The 17,557-nt window shown below is 36.6% G+C and carries 19 protein-coding genes and 1 pseudogene; 13 read left to right on the top strand and 7 right to left on the bottom strand.

Going from position 1 to position 17,557, the window contains the following annotated elements; translation table 11 throughout:
- Positions 1 to 351, bottom strand: a pseudogene (locus tag QVB70_RS16420) (hypothetical protein); the annotation flags it as partial.
- A 2-nt stretch (positions 352 to 353) separates the two neighbouring features.
- Positions 354 to 1,148, bottom strand: a complete 795-nt coding sequence (locus tag QVB70_RS16425; protein WP_287588507.1) for a BtpA/SgcQ family protein — start codon at positions 1,146 to 1,148, stop codon at positions 354 to 356.
- 320 nt (positions 1,149 to 1,468) lie between these two features.
- Here QVB70_RS16425 and QVB70_RS16430 point away from each other — a divergent pair, with 320 nt between their 5' ends.
- Positions 1,469 to 1,735: a helix-turn-helix domain-containing protein gene (locus tag QVB70_RS16430; protein ID WP_287588509.1), complete on the top strand. Its 267-nt coding sequence runs from the start codon at positions 1,469 to 1,471 to the stop codon at positions 1,733 to 1,735.
- Between the two features lie 82 nt (positions 1,736 to 1,817).
- Here the strand turns inward: QVB70_RS16430 and QVB70_RS16435 are convergent, their stop codons facing one another.
- Positions 1,818 to 2,075 (bottom strand): hypothetical protein, encoded by a 258-nt coding sequence (locus tag QVB70_RS16435; protein WP_287588511.1) that lies wholly within the window; start codon positions 2,073 to 2,075, stop codon positions 1,818 to 1,820.
- Positions 2,076 to 2,234: 159 nt separating this feature from the next.
- On the opposite strand from QVB70_RS16435, the gene QVB70_RS16440 reads away from it, so the two are divergent.
- From QVB70_RS16440 to QVB70_RS16495, 12 genes are all read left to right on the top strand, one after another.
- On the top strand, positions 2,235 to 3,404 hold the full coding sequence (locus QVB70_RS16440) for a DUF362 domain-containing protein (protein ID WP_287588512.1): 1,170 nt from the start codon (positions 2,235 to 2,237) through the stop codon (positions 3,402 to 3,404).
- A 213-nt stretch (positions 3,405 to 3,617) separates the two neighbouring features.
- A complete protein-coding gene (locus QVB70_RS16445; RefSeq protein ID WP_287588514.1) occupies positions 3,618 to 4,244 on the top strand; it encodes a V-type ATP synthase subunit E in 627 nt (208 codons plus the stop codon).
- A 242-nt stretch (positions 4,245 to 4,486) separates the two neighbouring features.
- On the top strand, positions 4,487 to 5,110 hold the full coding sequence (rpsB, locus tag QVB70_RS16450; protein WP_287588516.1) for a 30S ribosomal protein S2: 624 nt from the start codon (positions 4,487 to 4,489) through the stop codon (positions 5,108 to 5,110).
- Between the two features lie 454 nt (positions 5,111 to 5,564).
- Entirely contained in the window at positions 5,565 to 5,951 is a 387-nt protein-coding gene (locus QVB70_RS16455; RefSeq protein ID WP_287588517.1) for a DUF1257 domain-containing protein, read from the top strand.
- Positions 5,942 to 6,145 (top strand): DUF2997 domain-containing protein, encoded by a 204-nt coding sequence (locus QVB70_RS16460; protein ID WP_287588518.1) that lies wholly within the window; start codon positions 5,942 to 5,944, stop codon positions 6,143 to 6,145. The genes QVB70_RS16455 and QVB70_RS16460 overlap by 10 nt, the downstream gene beginning before the upstream one ends.
- 119 nt (positions 6,146 to 6,264) lie before the next feature.
- Positions 6,265 to 7,797, top strand: coding sequence for an AAA family ATPase (locus QVB70_RS16465; RefSeq protein ID WP_287588519.1), 1,533 nt, complete (start codon positions 6,265 to 6,267; stop codon positions 7,795 to 7,797).
- Positions 7,798 to 7,902: 105 nt separating this feature from the next.
- The gene (locus QVB70_RS16470) at positions 7,903 to 9,126 is read left to right on the top strand and encodes an exonuclease SbcCD subunit D (RefSeq protein WP_287588520.1); all 1,224 of its coding nucleotides are present in this window, start codon (positions 7,903 to 7,905) and stop codon (positions 9,124 to 9,126) included.
- An 11-nt stretch (positions 9,127 to 9,137) separates the two neighbouring features.
- Positions 9,138 to 11,999, top strand: a complete 2,862-nt coding sequence (locus tag QVB70_RS16475; RefSeq protein ID WP_287588522.1) for an SMC family ATPase — start codon at positions 9,138 to 9,140, stop codon at positions 11,997 to 11,999.
- Positions 12,000 to 12,168: 169 nt separating this feature from the next.
- A complete protein-coding gene (locus QVB70_RS16480; RefSeq protein ID WP_287588524.1) occupies positions 12,169 to 12,957 on the top strand; it encodes an isopentenyl phosphate kinase in 789 nt (262 codons plus the stop codon).
- Positions 12,958 to 12,984: 27 nt separating this feature from the next.
- The gene (gene fni, locus QVB70_RS16485; RefSeq protein ID WP_287588526.1) at positions 12,985 to 14,100 is read left to right on the top strand and encodes a type 2 isopentenyl-diphosphate Delta-isomerase; all 1,116 of its coding nucleotides are present in this window, start codon (positions 12,985 to 12,987) and stop codon (positions 14,098 to 14,100) included.
- 299 nt (positions 14,101 to 14,399) lie between these two features.
- Positions 14,400 to 14,765, top strand: a complete 366-nt coding sequence (gene rpl7ae / locus QVB70_RS16490; RefSeq protein ID WP_287588528.1) for a 50S ribosomal protein L7Ae — start codon at positions 14,400 to 14,402, stop codon at positions 14,763 to 14,765.
- Between the two features lie 31 nt (positions 14,766 to 14,796).
- Entirely contained in the window at positions 14,797 to 15,009 is a 213-nt protein-coding gene (locus tag QVB70_RS16495) for a 30S ribosomal protein S28e (RefSeq protein ID WP_287588530.1), read from the top strand.
- 65 nt (positions 15,010 to 15,074) lie between these two features.
- On the opposite strand, the gene QVB70_RS16500 is transcribed toward QVB70_RS16495, so the two are convergent.
- The 4 genes from QVB70_RS16500 to QVB70_RS16515 all read right to left on the bottom strand — a co-directional run bounded on the left by QVB70_RS16500 (position 15,075) and on the right by QVB70_RS16515 (position 17,543).
- Entirely contained in the window at positions 15,075 to 15,632 is a 558-nt protein-coding gene (locus tag QVB70_RS16500) for an XTP/dITP diphosphatase (protein WP_287588533.1), read from the bottom strand.
- A gap of 16 nt (positions 15,633 to 15,648) precedes the next feature.
- Positions 15,649 to 16,290, bottom strand: a complete 642-nt coding sequence (locus tag QVB70_RS16505; protein ID WP_342766580.1) for a KEOPS complex kinase/ATPase Bud32 — start codon at positions 16,288 to 16,290, stop codon at positions 15,649 to 15,651.
- A gap of 4 nt (positions 16,291 to 16,294) precedes the next feature.
- On the bottom strand, positions 16,295 to 17,278 hold the full coding sequence (locus QVB70_RS16510; protein ID WP_287588538.1) for a bifunctional N(6)-L-threonylcarbamoyladenine synthase/serine/threonine protein kinase: 984 nt from the start codon (positions 17,276 to 17,278) through the stop codon (positions 16,295 to 16,297).
- A gap of 64 nt (positions 17,279 to 17,342) precedes the next feature.
- A complete protein-coding gene (locus tag QVB70_RS16515) occupies positions 17,343 to 17,543 on the bottom strand; it encodes a 30S ribosomal protein S27ae (protein WP_287588541.1) in 201 nt (66 codons plus the stop codon).
- Between the last annotated feature and the right edge of the window lie 14 nt (positions 17,544 to 17,557).

The following is a 17,557-nucleotide window of genomic DNA, read 5'->3' on the forward strand; positions in this document are numbered from 1 at the left end:
GGCTAAAGGTTCAGAAGTAGTATCTGCATAAATGACAATATCAATATCACTTCTTTTCGTAATAATCGTTCCACGCCATACACTGCCTTTTAATACCGGCTGAAACTCTTTCAAAAACTCCATATACGTAAGTGCCTCCATTCTCATGCTTACAAGACGCTTTTTCCGTTCATCACCTTCGAGAGATTCAGCTAAGTTGTCTAGCTCAAGGGCAACCTCTTTATTGCTGGGGAGAGGACCTCGAAGTGAACGTGCAGCACGTTTTTTTGCAAATATATATTCCGTAGCTAACCCATAATATAGCAGACGTGCGGCTTCTTTTGCCACTTCATGTCGTTGTTCCCATTTCATTGTTAATCACGTCTTAGGGACACAATCGCTTCAACTAATGTTCTCACTAGGTTTATATCAATTGGACTTGCTAAATTCTTTTTTAAAGAACTCCCAACAATCGCTCCGTCTGCAACTTCAAGAAATTCTTCTGCGTTCTCAGGATTAATCCCACTTCCTATAATGATTGGAACGTCAAATACTGCATTTTTTACCCGTTGTACAGTCTCAAGCTGCGGAGGCGATCCTGTTTCATGACTTGTCACAATCAAGCCATCTGCCTTTCCACGATAGGCTGCTTCCCTTGCTTCGCGCTCAATGGGTACTTTCACAAGAGGAGTAGCATGTTTTACATCAATATCTGCAAAAATTTGCACATCGCAATTAAGTTTGCTTCTGTATCTTAACAACTCTGCAGCGCATCCAGGAATTACGCCAGTGCCGACCATTGCTGTACCTATAAATACATTAACACGAATAAATTCTCCACCTATTGCATGAGCAATTGCCAATCCAGCAAAGGGATCATTTCGCAATGCACTTATGCCTATGGGCAAAGAAACATTCCTTTTTATTTCACATGCTATTTTTGTCATAGAAGCAACAGTTTCAACAGCCATTTTTTCGAGAAAAGGCTGGTCGAAATAATTTTCAATAAGGATTCCATCACAGCCTCCTTCCTCAAGTGTCCGTGCATCAGTTATAGCAAATTCGCATATTTCTTCAAGATCTTTAGAATCATGCGGTGAACCTGGAAGTGCAGGTAAATGAACTACGCCAATTATCGGCTTTTCGTGAGTGAATATTTTCGCTAACAAATCTAATCCCCTGTGAGACCTTTGAAAATTGGCCTCTTAAGATAATCAATTAGGAATCATCTAATTATTTAGATTAGGAAAATTAAAAAGTTGCGTAGCAAGTCACATAGGAATCTAGTCAAAACTCGCTGCAGACGCCTATACGAGATTGAAAGGGCGTTAATAAATCATTTTTCATCAAAATGTTAGATCAAATTGAAGATTATCATTAATAGTTTGAAATCGCAACCTTTCTAGTGGTTTTTACACCAAAAGTTTATATATGACTCTGACATATAGTTATATGCAGATATAATAATGTTTAAATAGGAGGTATATAGATGGCAGCCGTTGAAGAAATTGATGTATCCAGAGAATTTAGACCGATTACCGTAGAAAAGAAAATCCCCCCGAGTGCAAGAGTTGTTTATGATTTGCTTAAAAAGAATGGACCGTTAACGGCGAAAGATATTTTACGTCAATGCAATCTTGCCCCCAGAACGGTACGTTATGCCCTTAAAAAATTATTAGATGGCGAGCTTATTCGGAGATTGCCCAATTTAAGTGATATGAGACAAAACATCTATCTGCTGCGAGAAGTAAACTAGTGTGTTTTTTAACTATTTCGAATAATATCTGGGGGTTGTTTCTTTTCCCATTTTCTTATTCTAAAATTAACGTAATATTAGACTATTTTTCATATAGACTCCGAATGCCCCAGTTAGGGGGTTTTGGCTTGTTTTTCTTTTCTTCGTACTCCATCATTGATTTCAACAGCCACATACGTCTATACCATTGAATCCTATCTCGATCGTGCCTATTTAAAAAGCAATGTAAACAGTAGTAAATGATTTCGTCATTATCGTTATAAAACATCATTTCTGCACTTGCACCACATTCATCGCAAGAAATAGTAGAGTCAGTTTCATCTATTTTTTCTAACTTCAAATTCTAGTCACCTTACAAGATTTATACACAACAGGAGCTCTTCATAAACAAAACTAAAACGGCAATAAAGTAAGACTCTTAAACATTTTAGAATGTATAGGTATTCCATAATAGAACGTTGAATGAATTATTAGACTTAAGTCCAAATGGTGAAATGTAATGGAAGTACCAACTGTTTATTTCGCAGATGCTAGAGCGAGGAGTTCTGCGGAGAGCCTTATCTCCAAATTTGATCGAATAATTGAAATTGAGCTAAAAGATAAAATCTCTAAAGGCGATCTTGTTGCCGTAAAGACTCATATGGGATCACCTTTATCCACACGATATTTACGCCCATTTTACATAAGAAGATTAGTAGAACATCTAAAAAAATGGGGTGCCAAGCCATTTGTAGCTGAAACTACTGGATTAGGGCTTACTAATCCTCGTGGTACTGCCCAAAAATATTTAGAGGTTGCTACTTCTCACGGGTTTACTCAGGAAACAGTTTTAGCACCAATAATAATCGCAGATGGACAATTTGGAACAGATATAACGAAAGTAAAAGTTATGGGTAACCTCTTCAAAGAAGTCACTTTAGCAAAAATGCTTACGAAAGTCGATTTTCTTATAAGTGCAGCACATTTTACAGGGCACGCGTTTGCTGGACCAGCGGGCGCCATTAAAAATATTGGTGTGGGTTGCGCAGGTAAGACAAGCAAAGGGCTAATTCACTTTAGAAATAAACCAAAAGTCAATCCAAGCATTTGTGATGGTTCGCCTGGGTATTCGATCGCTCCTTGCATTACTGCTTGTCCAGTTGACGCTGTTAGTAAAGAAAATAACAAAGCAGTAATTGACGAAGAAAAATGCATTTTTTGCTATGCATGTGTTGTTAAATGCCCTCAAAAAGCCATTGAAACGGAGAGAACAGAAAAAAGCTTCTTACAAAAAGCAATTGCTGAACACACCAAAGCTTTTGTACAGACTATTGGCAAAGAAAACATCTACAATTTTAATTTTCTAATCGAAATTGACTGGAATTGCGATTGTGAGCATTTACAGAAAGGTTGGAATGACATCCCAATTGTACCAGATCTTGGGATCCTTGCTTCATCAGACCCATTAGCTATAGATCAAGCGTCCATTGATCTAATCAATGCTGCACCAGGTATACCAGGATCAATGGCAGAGGAATGTGGTGTCATGGAGCCCGGAGCAGATAAATTAGGAGGTATACTGAAAGATATTGATCCTCAAAATCTCTTAGTCGCAGCAGAAGAAATCGAACTAGGAAGTCGCAAGTACAAACTGGAGAAAATAGAAGTGCTATCGCCCAAATCCACGTAGTCTCTGTTGTTATTATACAACATTTCACGAACAGAAACTTATTCCTTAAAGGAGTGTAGACCTTATAGAGTTTTGGTAAGAGAACTTCTCGTCAGCTAGATGCAAACTGCAAATCGTGAATAACAGAAAAAGTTATAATGTAATTACTACTCTGTTGGCGATGTATTGTTTATTATATAATTAGAGAGGCTGAATTAGAGAGGCTGAATTCTTATGACAGAATCAAATACTGACGTTTTCGATATGATGAAAGATGAGATCTTAGCAAATGCGGAAGAAAAAGCAAAAGAAATTCTAAATCAAGCAAATCAAATAGCGAGCGAGCTCTCTGAAGATGTACAAAAGAGAGCAGGAAGAGTATCTAAAGAGATTATAGAACAAGCAAAAAAGGAAGCAGATCTTAGATTAAAAAGAGAAATTGCAAAAGCTAAACTTACCGCAAGGAGTGATACACTCAAGAATAAGGAAGAAATAATCAATGACGTTTTCGATCAGGCTCAGAAGAAATTAATAGGTTTTGTAAGTTCAGCGGAATATGTAACAACTCTAAATAATCTAATAACAGAAGCCGCAATTGGATTAAATGGTGGAGATCTTAAAATAAAAATTCAAACAGGTCATGGGAAACATATAGATATTAGCAAAATTCAACAACGTGTGATGCAGCAAACTGGTACGACAACAACTCTATCAGTTATAGAAGATAATTTACGAAGTGTTGGAGGAGCAATTGTAACCAATTCTGACGAAACAATACGGATAGATAACACTTTCGAAGCAAGACTCAGACGCATGAGGCAAGAAATTAGAACTAAAATTGCCAAGATCTTATTTGAATAGAGAACTGCTTTTTTTTGAGTAAGAAACTGATGAAAAAGGGTAATAATTAGTTTTTTGAGTCTTCAAATTCAGAATCGTTACAAAAATACATTCAAAAAGTGAAAAATATAGAATCAAATATGCAAAAACAAAAGACATAAAACTCTAGCTTTGAAAAAATGAACAGTTATGTCTAGCAAATCCTTCGTATAGATGGATCTGCCCTATATCTAGATATTCAGGAGGTCTAGAGAATTTCTGAAATGGAAACAACTGAAGGAGAGGAACTATTAGTCCCGTTGGATCAATATCTTGCATGTGGGATTCATATAGGTACACAAATTGCCACAAAAAGTATGCAACCATTCATTTATCGAGTTCGTAATGATGGACTTTATGTACTTGATGTAAGGACTACAGATCTGAGAATAAAGGCTGCAGCGAAGTTCTTATCACGATACGAAACTGACAGAGTTCTTGTAGTTTCAGCGAGAGCATATGGTTTTAAACCCATTGAAGCCTTTTGCGAGACTATAAGATGCAAAGCTATGTCAAGACGTTTTATTCCAGGAACTTTAACAAATCCAAATATTGAGGAATATATAGAACCTGAAGTAATTATGATTACCGACCCCCGTGCTGATAGACAAGCTTTAAAGGAAGCATTACGCGTAGGTATTCCCGTGCTTGCACTCTGTGATACCGATAATGGTACCAAGAATGTAGATATTGTCATTCCGGCAAACAATAAGGGACGTCGTTCACTTTCATTGATATTCTGGCTTCTTGCAAGAGAAGTTCTTAAGGAACGCGGCGAGATTGCAAGCAACGAAGAATTCAAAGTACCGCTTTCAGAATTTGAAAGCAAAGTTAGACGTGAGCAATAGAGACTGCTGTTTCTACTATTATTCTTTTAATGCTTCATTGATCATTCATGATTAACTAAAGGTACTGAGTTAATTGATTGTGTTTTCATGATTTTTTCAAAATTAGATAATGCTATTATGTTTCATTAATCAAAAAATTGCGCGCTAAAGAATGAACAGTTTTTATGGTTGGTAAATTTCACGATAAACAAGAATATCTACTCGTTTTCGTATATTATTAAAACTGAGAATATATGGTTAATAATAGGCCTCCTCAAAATATTCTGAAGAAAAACACTTTCAGATAGAATTACTTTTTGCATACTCTCTCTATCATTTTATACCTACAAGGGAAGATATCTTCTGTAAAGGTACCCTATATTGTTTTAATACTAAACAAATCATGATAGGTACTACCTTTTACTCTTTAAGTGGACGAACTATTTTAAATAATAATTATGGGGGTAGGAAAAAAATGTCACATTTTACTACCATTAAAACAAAACTAACCGATATGGATGCAATAAAGAAGTCTTTAAAGGATCTTAATTATAATTTTATAGAAGGAGAAGTTCTAACAAGAGGTTATGGTGGCAGAAAAACTCAAGCTGAACTTAAAATCACTACATCGCGAGGTTATGACATCGGATTGAGAAAAAGCGCAACAGGAGAAATCGAAATCGTTGCAGATTGGTATGGGATTAAGATAAATAGAAATGAGTTTCTGCAAAAACTAACGCAACGATACAGTTACCACAAAATCATAGCTGAGGTAAAGAAAAAAGGATATTCAGTCACTAACGAAACATTAACAGAAAATAATGAAATTAAGTTAACTGTGGTGAGAAGACAATGGGTGTAAAAACAACCGAACTTGAAATAATGATAGACCCGAATGGCAATGTGAACATCAAAGTTAAGGGAGTAAAAGGGAAAGGATGCATTGATGCGACCAAGTTCCTGGAGGATGAGTTAGGAGATGTCGAAGAGAGAGAATATACATCAGAATATTATGAAGAGGAGGAATCACATACCAGAACTAGAGTTTCTTATTAAGACGGATATCTATATTGATCCAGACGGAACGGTCACGATTTGTGATTTGCCAGGATCCCTCGTGCCGCTCGTCGTGTCCTTATCTGGATTAACTTGTAAAAATGAAGGAGAAACGAAAAATGAACAAGATCGACTCTTATTCGAAAAATGAAATCGAAATTTTGGTCAGAGCGAGGTATCCTGTGATATATATCGTCTCTTGGGAAGAAGGGAGGGTCTTAGAAAGTCTTTCTGAGGTTGCTCAAGAAAGGGAAAAAGAAATGTTCTGCTGGTCAATCACAGAGGGTATAAAAACACAATCAGGAAAAGAAATCGATAATTCTGTGAGAGATCCTCTGACTGCGCTTGATTATGTGTATAGTGTCCAGAGACCCTTACTTTTCGTTTTAAAAGATTTTCATCCTTACTTAAAAGATCCACAAGTCATCCGAAGATTACGAGATTGCGCCGAAGAGGTGAAAAAATCTAATAAGACGATAATTGTTGTCTCTCCAGTGCTAGAAATACCAGTTGAATTGGAAAAATTAATTACTGTAATTGATTACCAACTTCCCAGCTTGAAAACGCTAGAGCGTATACTCAGAGGGATAATTAATTCGGTGAAAGACAATCCAAAGGTTGATGTTAATTTGGATGACCTTACTCGTGAGCAGATTCTTAAGTCAGCCTTGGGATTGACCATGGACGAAGCAGAAAATGTATTTGCTAAGTCTCTTGTTGTCAAAAAAACATTTGACCCCGAGTTAATTATCAGTGAAAAAGAACAAATTATCCGGAAATCGGGAATCCTTGAATACTTTCATTCCACTGAAAAAATGGAAAATGTCGGTGGATTGGAAAACTTGAAAGAATGGGTCAAAAAAAGGACTAGAGCATTCACCGAAAAAGCACGAAACTATGGCCTTCCACAACCTAAAGGTATACTCCTTATAGGCGTTCAAGGGTGCGGTAAATCTCTTACCGCAAAAGCAGTAGCTTCCCTTTGGAAACTTCCCCTATTGCGACTTGATGTTGGCAAAATCTTTAGCGGAGTCGTAGGTTCTTCTGAAGCAAACGTCCGTAGAGCCCTCAATATGGCAGAATCGATCGCACCTGCTATATTGTGGATTGATGAGATCGAGAAAGGATTGTCTGGTGTTCAAAGCTCAGGTCAAACAGATTCTGGTGTTACAGCTAGGGTATTTGGTAGTTTTATAACATGGTTACAAGAAAAGGAATCTCCTGTTTTTGTCATAGCAACCGCGAATAATATCGAAATCATGCCCCCAGAGCTCTTAAGAAAAGGCAGATTTGATGAGATCTTCTTCATTGATCTTCCATCTGTAGATGAAAGAAAAGAAATCATTCGGATACATCTCGCGAAACGGAGACGTGATCCTGCTAAATTCGATGTTGAAACGATAGCCACAAAAACAAACGGTTTTAGCGGTGCAGAAATAGAAGAAGCGATCATTTCAGCGATGTATGATGCTTTTGCCGAAGAACGAGAACTTGAAGCAGAAGATGTACTTAAAGGTGTTGATAAAACTGTTCCTCTTTCCAAAACTATGAAAGAAAAGGTTGATAGTATTCGTCAATGGGCAAGAACTCGGGCTGTCTTCGCTTCCGCCGTAGAAGAAGAAAAAGAAAGAAAATTACAGCTAGAAATATAATTCTTTTCACTATTAGGAGCAGTGATCTTATAGAAATGTGAAATTGATATGTTAATGATTTAATATTTGTGCAAAATTTAAAAAAAAACTTTGGGAGTGATTCTTGTGATCGAGTCTCCAATTAAATGGTGTCACATATCCGACGCCCATCTTGGAAATCGCCAATATAATTTAATAGATAGATTTGACGATTTTGCGCTCGCCTTCAACAAGGCAGTAGACATCGCCCTTGATGAATCGCCTGATTTCATTCTTTTTACTGGAGATATGTTTGAAACTTCGCGTCCAGGCGCTCCCGAGCTCCGACAAGCCATACATATACTTTCTAAAATAAAGTCAAAGGGGATACCACTTTATATAATTCAGGGAAATCACGACACCACTTATTCTAGGGATAAAAAATATGGGGGAGATATCCTCGACTTTCTTGAGGATATGGAGCTGCTGACTTATATTCAGGATGAATGTATACCCGTTATGAAGAATGGAAGAGAAATTGCACTCATCTTGGGAATTCAATATTATGGAAAGCGTACAAGTAAGGCATTAATGGAATTACTTAATAATTATCGCGAGGAGTTGGAAAGAACTGATGTACCAAAGATATTAATGATCCATGCATATTTCGAAGGAATGAGGGGAAATGTTGACCTTCGAAAACGCCAATTACCTCATTTATTCGATTACGTTGCTGCTGGACATTATCATATGCGATACGAAGATCCAGAACTTCGTCTTTACTGCCCAGGCTCAACGGAACACGTAAGTTCGACAGAATGGCAATCTTCAAGCGAAAATGAATTCGCTGATGAAAAGGGATTTTACTCCGTTATCTCTTATTGCGATGAATCGCAGATGTCATGGAAGTTAGATACAAAATATATCACATATAAAGTCCGCCCAAAACGCCAGGTTCGTACAGAATTCGATCAGATGGAACTTGAATCGATCAGGAACAAGACTGAAAGAATTTTGATCGAGAACGATACGCACAACGCTATCCTAAAGTTTGTTTTCTCTGGTTCATATGAGGGCATGGAACACCCATTCGTCAATCTACAAAGATTCCGCAATAAGATCACAAAAGCATTCCATGCCGATATCATCTCTAAATTTAAGTCTATCTCTACAGTTACCTGGAAACCTCAATCAAGAAGAGACGCATACGAAGATGTTCTGAGAGAGCAATTCAAGATGCCTGAAAAAGAGATACCACCCTATCTTTCCTTTGTTGAAAAACTTATCAAAATTACAGAAGACAGGAACTACAATTTATACGAAGATGTATTCGACAAATTTGTTAAGAAAATCCAAAAATCGCAGGGGTAGGAGGGAAAGATGTGCTATTGATTGAAAAGTTGTCTATGAAAAATTTCAAGACCTATGTGGATGCTGAATTTGACTTTTTAGAAGGACATAATATAATCATAGGTGATAACGGTGCCGGAAAGACTTCAATCTTTGAGGCTATCATGTACTCTTTATTTGGAAGTGTACCGAACAAGAAAGCAGAGTTCTTGATCCGAATGGGGGAAACATCTTCTGACTTGTCTCTAACCTTCTCAGTCGACGGAAAACGTTATTTAGTGGGAAGGAAAATTAGGCGAAGTGGTTCTGAAGCCACACTTCATCGTCATCCCAACAAGATCGTAGCCGAAAAGTCAAAAACTGTCACACAAGAAATTGAAAAGTTGCTTGGAGTTAGTGCTAACGCATTCGGGAACATTGTATATATACCTCAAGGGGAAATATCTCAGATTGCTTCGGAGCAGCCAAGTAAGAGGAAATGGTTGTTTGATAAACTTCTAGGATTTGCAACGTTCCAAGAATTGTTCGAAAAACTTCGTGAAATCACAAAAGCGGCAGAAATTAGTATCAAAGAGTATGAAAAAATTAGGAATGAATGGGCTAGTGATGTTGAAAAACTTCCCGACGAGCAGGAGGATCTTAAAAATCTAAAAGAAGAATTGAAGTCATATAAGGAAGAATTAAAAATAATAAAACCTATCATTAAAAACTTAAAAGAAGAATTTTCATCGTATAAACAGGACAACGACTTGATCAATGAACTAACTGCAAGAGAAGACGCTCAACTTGAGAATATATCCCGAATAAAGGATCAAATTGAAAACAGCAAGCAAGAAATCGAAAAATTAACGAATATCACCCTGATTATTGAAGACGACTTTTTAGCAGATGTAATTTCGCAATTTCACTCTGAAAAAGCAACTACTGAAGAAATTACCGAAAAAATCAAGTTAGAAATTGAGAAGCAAAAAGATCTAAAATCTCAATTGAAAAACCTGAGAGCACAGATCGAGAAAGAGAGCAAAAATATTGACAAAACGACTGAAAAATCGATTAAATCTCATGAAAATCTTGTTTCAAAAAAACCAGAAATAAAATCCATCTCCGAAGAACAAATTGAAGACTTTCTAGAAAGGGAGAGTAATTCAATTGAATCAGAGATTGCTACTCTTGAAAGCTTGAGAAAGGAAATTCAAGAAATCGAGACCAGTAGAACTGAGTTTAAAACTACAATAGATAATTTATCAAAGGAAATCCAAAAAAATAATAAAAAACTCACTAAAAAAGAAAAAGCGGCGTCGAAATCATCAAAAAATTGGGAAATGATTTTCAAGAATCTTAACGAAATTGACTTTGAAAATGAAATACAGAAGATTGAACAGCAAATAGAACAGTTCTTGACAACAAGGGAACAAGAAAGTAATCAACTACATCAAGTCCAAAAGAAAGTTGAAGAAATTAATGAAGAATTACTTGAGATAGAACAATTGAAAACTGGCGTAACTTGTCCAAAGTGTAAGCAAAAAGTTACAGGTACTCACAAAAATAAAATTATTCAGGAATCAAATGATCTCATCGAACAACTTAAAATAAAGGAACAAGAAATCGAAGAAAAGAAAGCACTAATTGAAGATGCCCTAGAAAGCGCTAAAAAAGTGATGGAAGACTTGCAAAACAAGAGAAGCAAGTTTTCGAAACTCTCCCTGATTGTTTCAGAAATAGAGTCTATAAAATCAAATATCGAAGAATTTACAACTGAATTGCAAACCGCTCAGCAAAATTTAGAAAATTTGCCAATGAGCGATATAAATACTCAAGAGGTCAATCAGAAAATTAAACAGTTGTATGAGAGATTGAATTCTGAAAAAGAGATGCTGAAAGAGTATCATCAGATAGTTGAACTCAAAGAAACCATAAAAATCCGTACTAATGAACTCAACACCCTTCGGGAGCAATATAAGAAATTAGAAATGGAATTCGACGAAAAAAAACTCACAGAGGACAAAAAGCAATTAGAGGAGAAAGAAGAACAATACAAAAAACTGATATTGCTCATATCTGACATTTCAAACTTAAAAAAGCAATGTAGCGAGAATAAAGCATGCGAAGACGAATATACTAAAACTAAAGAACAATTAGATGTCCTTCAAAAGAGGTTTGACTCCGCGGAATTCCAGCGACTAGAAGAGGAATTAGACAATTTAAAACACAAACAAACTGAATTAAAAACAAAGATCGATTTCCTTGCCAAAAAATCGATTCCAGAAAAAGAGGATCGTATTCATGATCTCGAAGAGAAAATGAAAGAATTAAAAGGGATCGACTCGAAATTAGATACCGAGAAATTAAAATACGAGAGTGCTACGATTGTTCGTCAGTTCTGCCGTGAAATTGTTCCCATACTTAGAACGCAATATGTGGACGAAATATCTGAGTATGCTACGGAGATTTTCACGTACCTAATAGGAAATGATGAGTACGAAAAAATTACCATTACGGAAGATTACGACTTGCTCATCCATCGTTCAGGACGAGCGGAACCGCTAATCATGTTGAGCGGAGGGGAACAAGTGATCGCTTGCATTTCTATCAGGATGGCAATTGCTCGTTTGTTAGCTAATCAAGATATTCTCATCTTAGACGAACCAACCTCGATGCTTGACACACAGCGCCGAAAAGACCTTGTCATGGTATTCGAACGGACGCGTCCCACCAAACAAACTTTGGTCGTAACTCATGACTCTGAGTTTGAGCGTGTAGCTGACGCTGTGTTTCATATCACAAAACAAGGAGGACGTTCGCAAGTCATTAGCGAATCAATAACACAAACCATCAAAGACGTCGCCATATTCAAGGCTTTGACTCAGGAACGCTTCCAAAGCTTAGAATTATAAAATTATAGCAACCACTCAATAGTGACTGGGTTGATTAGAAGAGGTTTGGTCAAAGTATTTGAACATAAGATATCTTATTATACACTTTGTCTAGCTTGTGATTCTACTTGCTTATATTACTAAACAGTTTGTTTATCAATTTAGATAACAAAAGTTCTGCTGGGATGTTATGAGTACATATCTCAAGAATTTGACGATATTGAAACTTGGCGGTAGCGTGATCACAGATAAGTCAAAACAAAATCAAATAGATTCGAAAACTATTCAAAGAATTGCCAAAGAGGTTTTAACAGTAATTTCTTTCATAAATTTGCTTTTGGTTCATGGTGGGGGGTCCTTTGGTCATCCAATCGCCAATAAGTATCAAATTCATAAGGGGTGGCAATCGCCAAGTCAAAGAATTGGCTTCTCGGAAACAAGAAGAGCAATGATGACATTAAATAAGGCCATTGTTGATACATTTTTAACAGAAGAAATTCCTGTAGTTTCTGTACAGCCTTCCGCATGCACCCTGACTGATAGTGGACGTATCGCACACATGGATCTTGAACCAACAAGAAACTTATTGAAATTTGATTTTATTCCTGTCTTTTATGGAGATGCAGTAATGGATCTTACACAAGGAATCGCGATATTATCCGGTGATCAAATCGTTAATTACTTAGCAAAAGAACTCTCCGTAAAAAGAGTGATTTTTGCAACAAATGTAGATGGTTTGTTGGATTCTGACAAAAAACTAATCCCTGAAATCAATCTTAATACTTTTGAAAATTTGCTTTCATTAGCTAAAGAATCCGTTGCCTCAGACGTTACTGGCGGCATGTTTGGTAAGTTAAAGGAAATTGAGCCTTTGATGAGAGAAGGCGTGGACGCTATAATAATCAATGCAACAAAGCCAGGTATTATCGAAGAAGTTTTAAAAGGTAAAAAGGTAGTAGGCACTTATTTCACGCGATGAGAAAAACATTAGATAGAGGTTCTTGCATTGAAAAATCAGGCAACAGTAGCAAGAAAACTAGATCATATAAAGATATGTTTAGATAAGGATGTCCAAACGAAAAAATCTACTGGATTCGAAGATATTGATTTTGTACATAGTGCACTTCCAGAATCAGATTTAGCCAATATTAAAACCAATAGCAAATTATTCGGACACGAATTTGCTGCTCCAATTTTTATTAGCGCAATGACAGGTGGACATCCAGTTGCTGAAAAGATCAACAAAACCCTAGCAATTGCAGCACAAGAAATTGGCGTTGGTCTCGGTCTGGGAAGCCAAAGAGCAGCACTAGAAAACCCTCAATTAGAAATAACATATTCTATAGCCAGAAAATACGCGCCAGATGCTTTCTTAATTGGAAACATTGGTGCACCACAATTGGTAGATGGTACTATCAGAGCAAAAGAGGCAAAAAAAGTTATTAAAATGATTGATGGAAATGCTTTAGCAATCCATTTAAATGCATTACAGGAAGCCATTCAACCTGAAGGAGACTCAAATTATTTAGGTGTAATCCAAGCAATCAATAAACTGGCAGATGAATTAGATGTTCCAATAATTGCTAAAGAAACTGGAGCAGGCATCTCTAGGGAAACTGCTAACCTTCTTGAAAAGGCAGGTGTAGCTGGAATAGACATCCAAGGAGTAGGAGGAACAAGTTTTTCTGCAGTTGAAGTATATCGTGCTGAGGAACAAGGATTAGAACGTTTAAAAAGGCTTGGAACATTATTCTGGGACTGGGGCTTGCCAACAGTGGTAAGCACGGTTGAAGTAGTACATGCGACTTCACAAGTAGAAATAATAGCTTCAGGTGGAATAAGAAATGGTATGGATATAGCCAAAGCGATTGCTCTAGGTGCAGATGGCATAGGAATAGCCTCACCATTGCTAGAACCTGCCTTCAGTGGAGATGTAGAAGCCGTAAAATCTGTTATAGATAGTATTATCGCTGAATTGAAATGTGCAATGTTTCTCACTGGAGCACGTGCTATTGAAGATCTTAAAAAAGTGCCCATTATCATTTCTGGTAACAGTGCAAACTGGTTGACATTAAGAGGAATTGACATTTCCATGTTTGCTAAACGCTTATTTAAGAAATAGTTTTTTTAATTATTCTTAAAATCTATTTCGGTTTTCTTTAAGTTTTAAATTTTTATTTCAAAAAATAATTATTAGAAATCAGCAAAGATGCCCTTTCCAAAAAAGTAGAGTAGTTCAGGTAGTCCTACAGCTGTTGAAAAAGATCAATTAATCAAGAAGACTATGTCACTAGAACAAAAGCTTTTAAAAAGTACAATAACTATGATCACAGGTAAAGTTAAACAAAAATGATCACTTATGAAGGATGAAAGCATTGCATTTCCTCTTGTAATGCAATGCATGAAGCGAGGTGTGAAAAAATGTCTAAGCCATTTTATGTAAAGTTTGACGTACCAAAAGATTTAGCAGATTCTGCCCTTGAAGTTTTGGCGGCAGCAAGAGACACCGGAAAGATTTCTAAAGGAACTAATGAGACAACCAAAGTTGTGGAACGTGGAACAGCGAAACTCGTTCTTATTGCAGAGAATGTAGATCCTCCTGAGATAGTAGCTCACTTACCACTTCTATGTGAAGAAAAGAATGTCTCATATATCTATGTTCCGACTAAAATGGGGATTGGAACGGCATCAGGAATAGAAGTACCTTCTGCTGCAGCTGCCATTACTGATGCTGGAGATGCTGATAAACTACTTAAAGATATCTTAGGAAAAATAAAGACCTTGTAATGCAAAAACACATGAAAACGGAGGAACGCGCATGAGCGAAGAGATGGGTTATCCAGCTGAAGTAATTCAGGTGATTGGCCGAACAGGTGTTACAGGAGAAATCCTACAAGTGAAAATCAGAATACTAGAAGGACGCGATCAAGGACGAATTCTTACTAGAAATGTCAAAGGACCAGTACGCATGGGAGACATCTTAATGCTAAGAGAAGTGGAACGAGAAGCTAGAAAACTAAAGACACCATAACAAGACTATTTCAACTTGAGAAAAATCCAGCGGGATCAATTATCAATACTCTTATTTTTACAGGTTTAATGCATTTTTTTGACATACCATTCTGTAAATTGTTTTAAAGCACGCATTCTATGCGAGAATTCATTTTTCTTTGAGATACTCATTTCCGCAAATGTGTTATTGCTTCCTTCTGGTATAAAGATAGGATCGAAGCCAAAACCGCTGTTTCCACGACTTGAATGCGCAATAATCCCTTTTATTTCTCCCTTAAAAGATATAACACTTTCTTCAGGTGTCCCGTAGCTTAAAACAGCCTTAAATTTAGCGTTTCTTTTTGTTTCATTTTTTAACAATTTTAGAATTCCTTGACAACCTATAGTTCGCATTACATAAGAAGAATAGGGACCAGGGAAACCGTTTAGCGCCTCAATAAAAAGTCCAGCGTCTTCAACAAGTATTTCTTTATTATGTTGCTTTAAAATTTCTTTTGCTGCATTTTCTGAAATTTCCCTAATATTATCTGCCTGGATTTCAGGTTTTTCAATTGCTAAATGTTGAATTACAATCCCGTATCTTTCCATCACAAGTCTTGCTTCTTTAAATTTACCGATATTGCTGGTTACTAGAAATAACATGTATTAACTCGCCCTTTTATGAAACTCGTAGATATCTGCCTCTTTTCCGAATTGATTCCATTCGATCATATATTTCTTTCATAGGTGCTGGACCGGTGATGGATGAATATCCTTCTAAAATCTTACTAAATACTTGTTCTGAAACTCTATAATGGGTACTCTCAAGTGCCCTTTTCATTAGATGCAGATCGACTGCCTTATCTTCGATAGAAGTCGAGTTATAGCCCAACCCGAAGTCAATAAGGTAAATTTTACCCGTTTCTGTTAGAATCATGTTAGAAGTGGTAAGGTCTCCGTGTATCATATTATTTTGATGCAGTCTACCTATAAGAATTCCTATTTGTCTTGAGAGAGTTTCTCGGGCTTCAGCGTTGAGTTCATCCAGAATTTCTTTAATTCTTTGCCCCTCAATGAATTCCATTATAAGAGTTGTCTCACGTTTGTCTATTTCGTAAACTGTGGGTGTTGGCACTCCGGCTATTTTAGCATTTCGTAATAGATTTGCCTCACGAACAGTTCTAGCGACTCGCAAGGTCCAATCAAGTTCAGAAACTCTGTAATCTTTTTTTATTCGTTGTTTTCGAATAATATGTTTTAAATACCATGTTTCTTTGTAAAGATATGCTTCTGCACCTTTTTTAAAAAGCAATAAACACATCCACCTATGTTCTCGTAAATTCAACAGCACCTAAACTCCATTTAGGGAGAATTTGGCTGTTCTTGATATTTAAAATATCACCTTGCAAAAATTGAATTAATCCTGTCCAAGCTATCATAACGCCGTTATCTCCTGCAAGATCCGGTGATACAGCAAAAAAACTAGTATTGTGTTCTTGAGAAATTATTTGAATCATATTCTGAAGTCTTTTGTTTGCAGCAACCCCTCCTGTTAATAATACTTCTGATCTCTCAGTATGCGCGAGAGCTCTTTCAGTAACTTCAGTAAGCATCGCAAAAGAAACTTCTTGCAAACTAAAGCAAAGATCTTCAAGTGGTTCATTTTCTTTTAGTTTGTTCACTGCGGCTGTTAATAACCCTGAAAAAGAGAGATCCATCCCTTTCACACTATAAGGTAGCGAAATGAATCTTCTAGAACTTTTTTTAGCAATTTTCTCTATCTTTGGTCCACCTGGATGAGAAAGATTTGCTTCACGTGCAAAAGTATCAAGCATGTTTCCTAAAGCAATATCTAAAGTCTCACCAAATATCCTATACTTATTTGCTTCATAGGCAGATACAATTGTGTTGCCTCCTGAAACATATACTACAAGGGGATCTTTAAAACCTGATAATTGCCTTCCAAGCTCAATATGTGCTATGCAATGATTTACGCCAACTAAAGGGATATCTAATAAAAGTGCAATTGTTCGTGCTGCTGTTGCAGTAACACGTAGGCAAGGTCCTAAACCAGGACCTCTTGAGAACGCGATTAATCCGATGTCCCTTTTATTTAAATTGCTGTGTTCTAATGTTTCTTGGAGTGTTGCAGCAAAAACATTCGTATGATGCTGTGCCGCTTCTCTTGGATGAATTCCTCCACTCTTGGGAACATATTCACTACGAACATTAGCATATATCTTTCCATTAGAATCAATTACTCCGATTCCAAGAGTATGGGCAGTTCCCTCAAGCCCTATGCAAAGCATATACTGTCACGCTTCTTTTCAAAAAGAGATAATATTAAATGAACAATACCTAGAAAATGAGCATTTATTTCTTTTTAGCCGCCTTCTTTGTTTTACTTTTACCTTTAGTCTTCTCTTCTTGAGTTTTAAACGCTGTATAACCGCATTTCCCACATGCATAACGATCATAATGATCCGCCATAAATGAATTGCAGCGAGGACATTTGCGCTTTAATAAAGTGATTTTTTTGTAATCTTTATCAACGTTATAATATTCATACGCCATTTTAAGACCTCATC

Origin of the sequence: Candidatus Borrarchaeum sp. (genome assembly GCF_019058535.1) — an archaeon.
GTDB lineage: Archaea > Asgardarchaeota > Sifarchaeia > Borrarchaeales > Borrarchaeaceae > Borrarchaeum > Borrarchaeum weybense.

What these genes read in the sequence shown, in the direction of transcription:
- QVB70_RS16430 (WP_287588509.1), top strand. Translation starts at nt 1,469, where the DNA reads ATGGCAGCCGTTGAAGAAATTGATGTATCCAGAGAATTTAGACCGATT.
- QVB70_RS16440 (WP_287588512.1), top strand. Translation starts at nt 2,235, where the DNA reads ATGGAAGTACCAACTGTTTATTTCGCAGATGCTAGAGCGAGGAGTTCT.
- QVB70_RS16445 (WP_287588514.1), top strand. Translation starts at nt 3,618, where the DNA reads ATGACAGAATCAAATACTGACGTTTTCGATATGATGAAAGATGAGATC.
- rpsB (WP_287588516.1), top strand. Translation starts at nt 4,487, where the DNA reads ATGGAAACAACTGAAGGAGAGGAACTATTAGTCCCGTTGGATCAATAT.
- QVB70_RS16455 (WP_287588517.1), top strand. Translation starts at nt 5,565, where the DNA reads ATGTCACATTTTACTACCATTAAAACAAAACTAACCGATATGGATGCA.
- QVB70_RS16460 (WP_287588518.1), top strand. Translation starts at nt 5,942, where the DNA reads ATGGGTGTAAAAACAACCGAACTTGAAATAATGATAGACCCGAATGGC.
- QVB70_RS16465 (WP_287588519.1), top strand. Translation starts at nt 6,265, where the DNA reads ATGAACAAGATCGACTCTTATTCGAAAAATGAAATCGAAATTTTGGTC.
- QVB70_RS16480 (WP_287588524.1), top strand. Translation starts at nt 12,169, where the DNA reads ATGAGTACATATCTCAAGAATTTGACGATATTGAAACTTGGCGGTAGC.
- rpl7ae (WP_287588528.1), top strand. Translation starts at nt 14,400, where the DNA reads ATGTCTAAGCCATTTTATGTAAAGTTTGACGTACCAAAAGATTTAGCA.
- QVB70_RS16495 (WP_287588530.1), top strand. Translation starts at nt 14,797, where the DNA reads ATGAGCGAAGAGATGGGTTATCCAGCTGAAGTAATTCAGGTGATTGGC.
- QVB70_RS16500 (WP_287588533.1), bottom strand. Translation starts at nt 15,632, where the DNA reads ATGTTATTTCTAGTAACCAGCAATATCGGTAAATTTAAAGAAGCAAGA.
- QVB70_RS16505 (WP_342766580.1), bottom strand. Translation starts at nt 16,290, where the DNA reads ATGTGTTTATTGCTTTTTAAAAAAGGTGCAGAAGCATATCTTTACAAA.
- QVB70_RS16510 (WP_287588538.1), bottom strand. Translation starts at nt 17,278, where the DNA reads ATGCTTTGCATAGGGCTTGAGGGAACTGCCCATACTCTTGGAATCGGA.
- QVB70_RS16515 (WP_287588541.1), bottom strand. Translation starts at nt 17,543, where the DNA reads ATGGCGTATGAATATTATAACGTTGATAAAGATTACAAAAAAATCACT.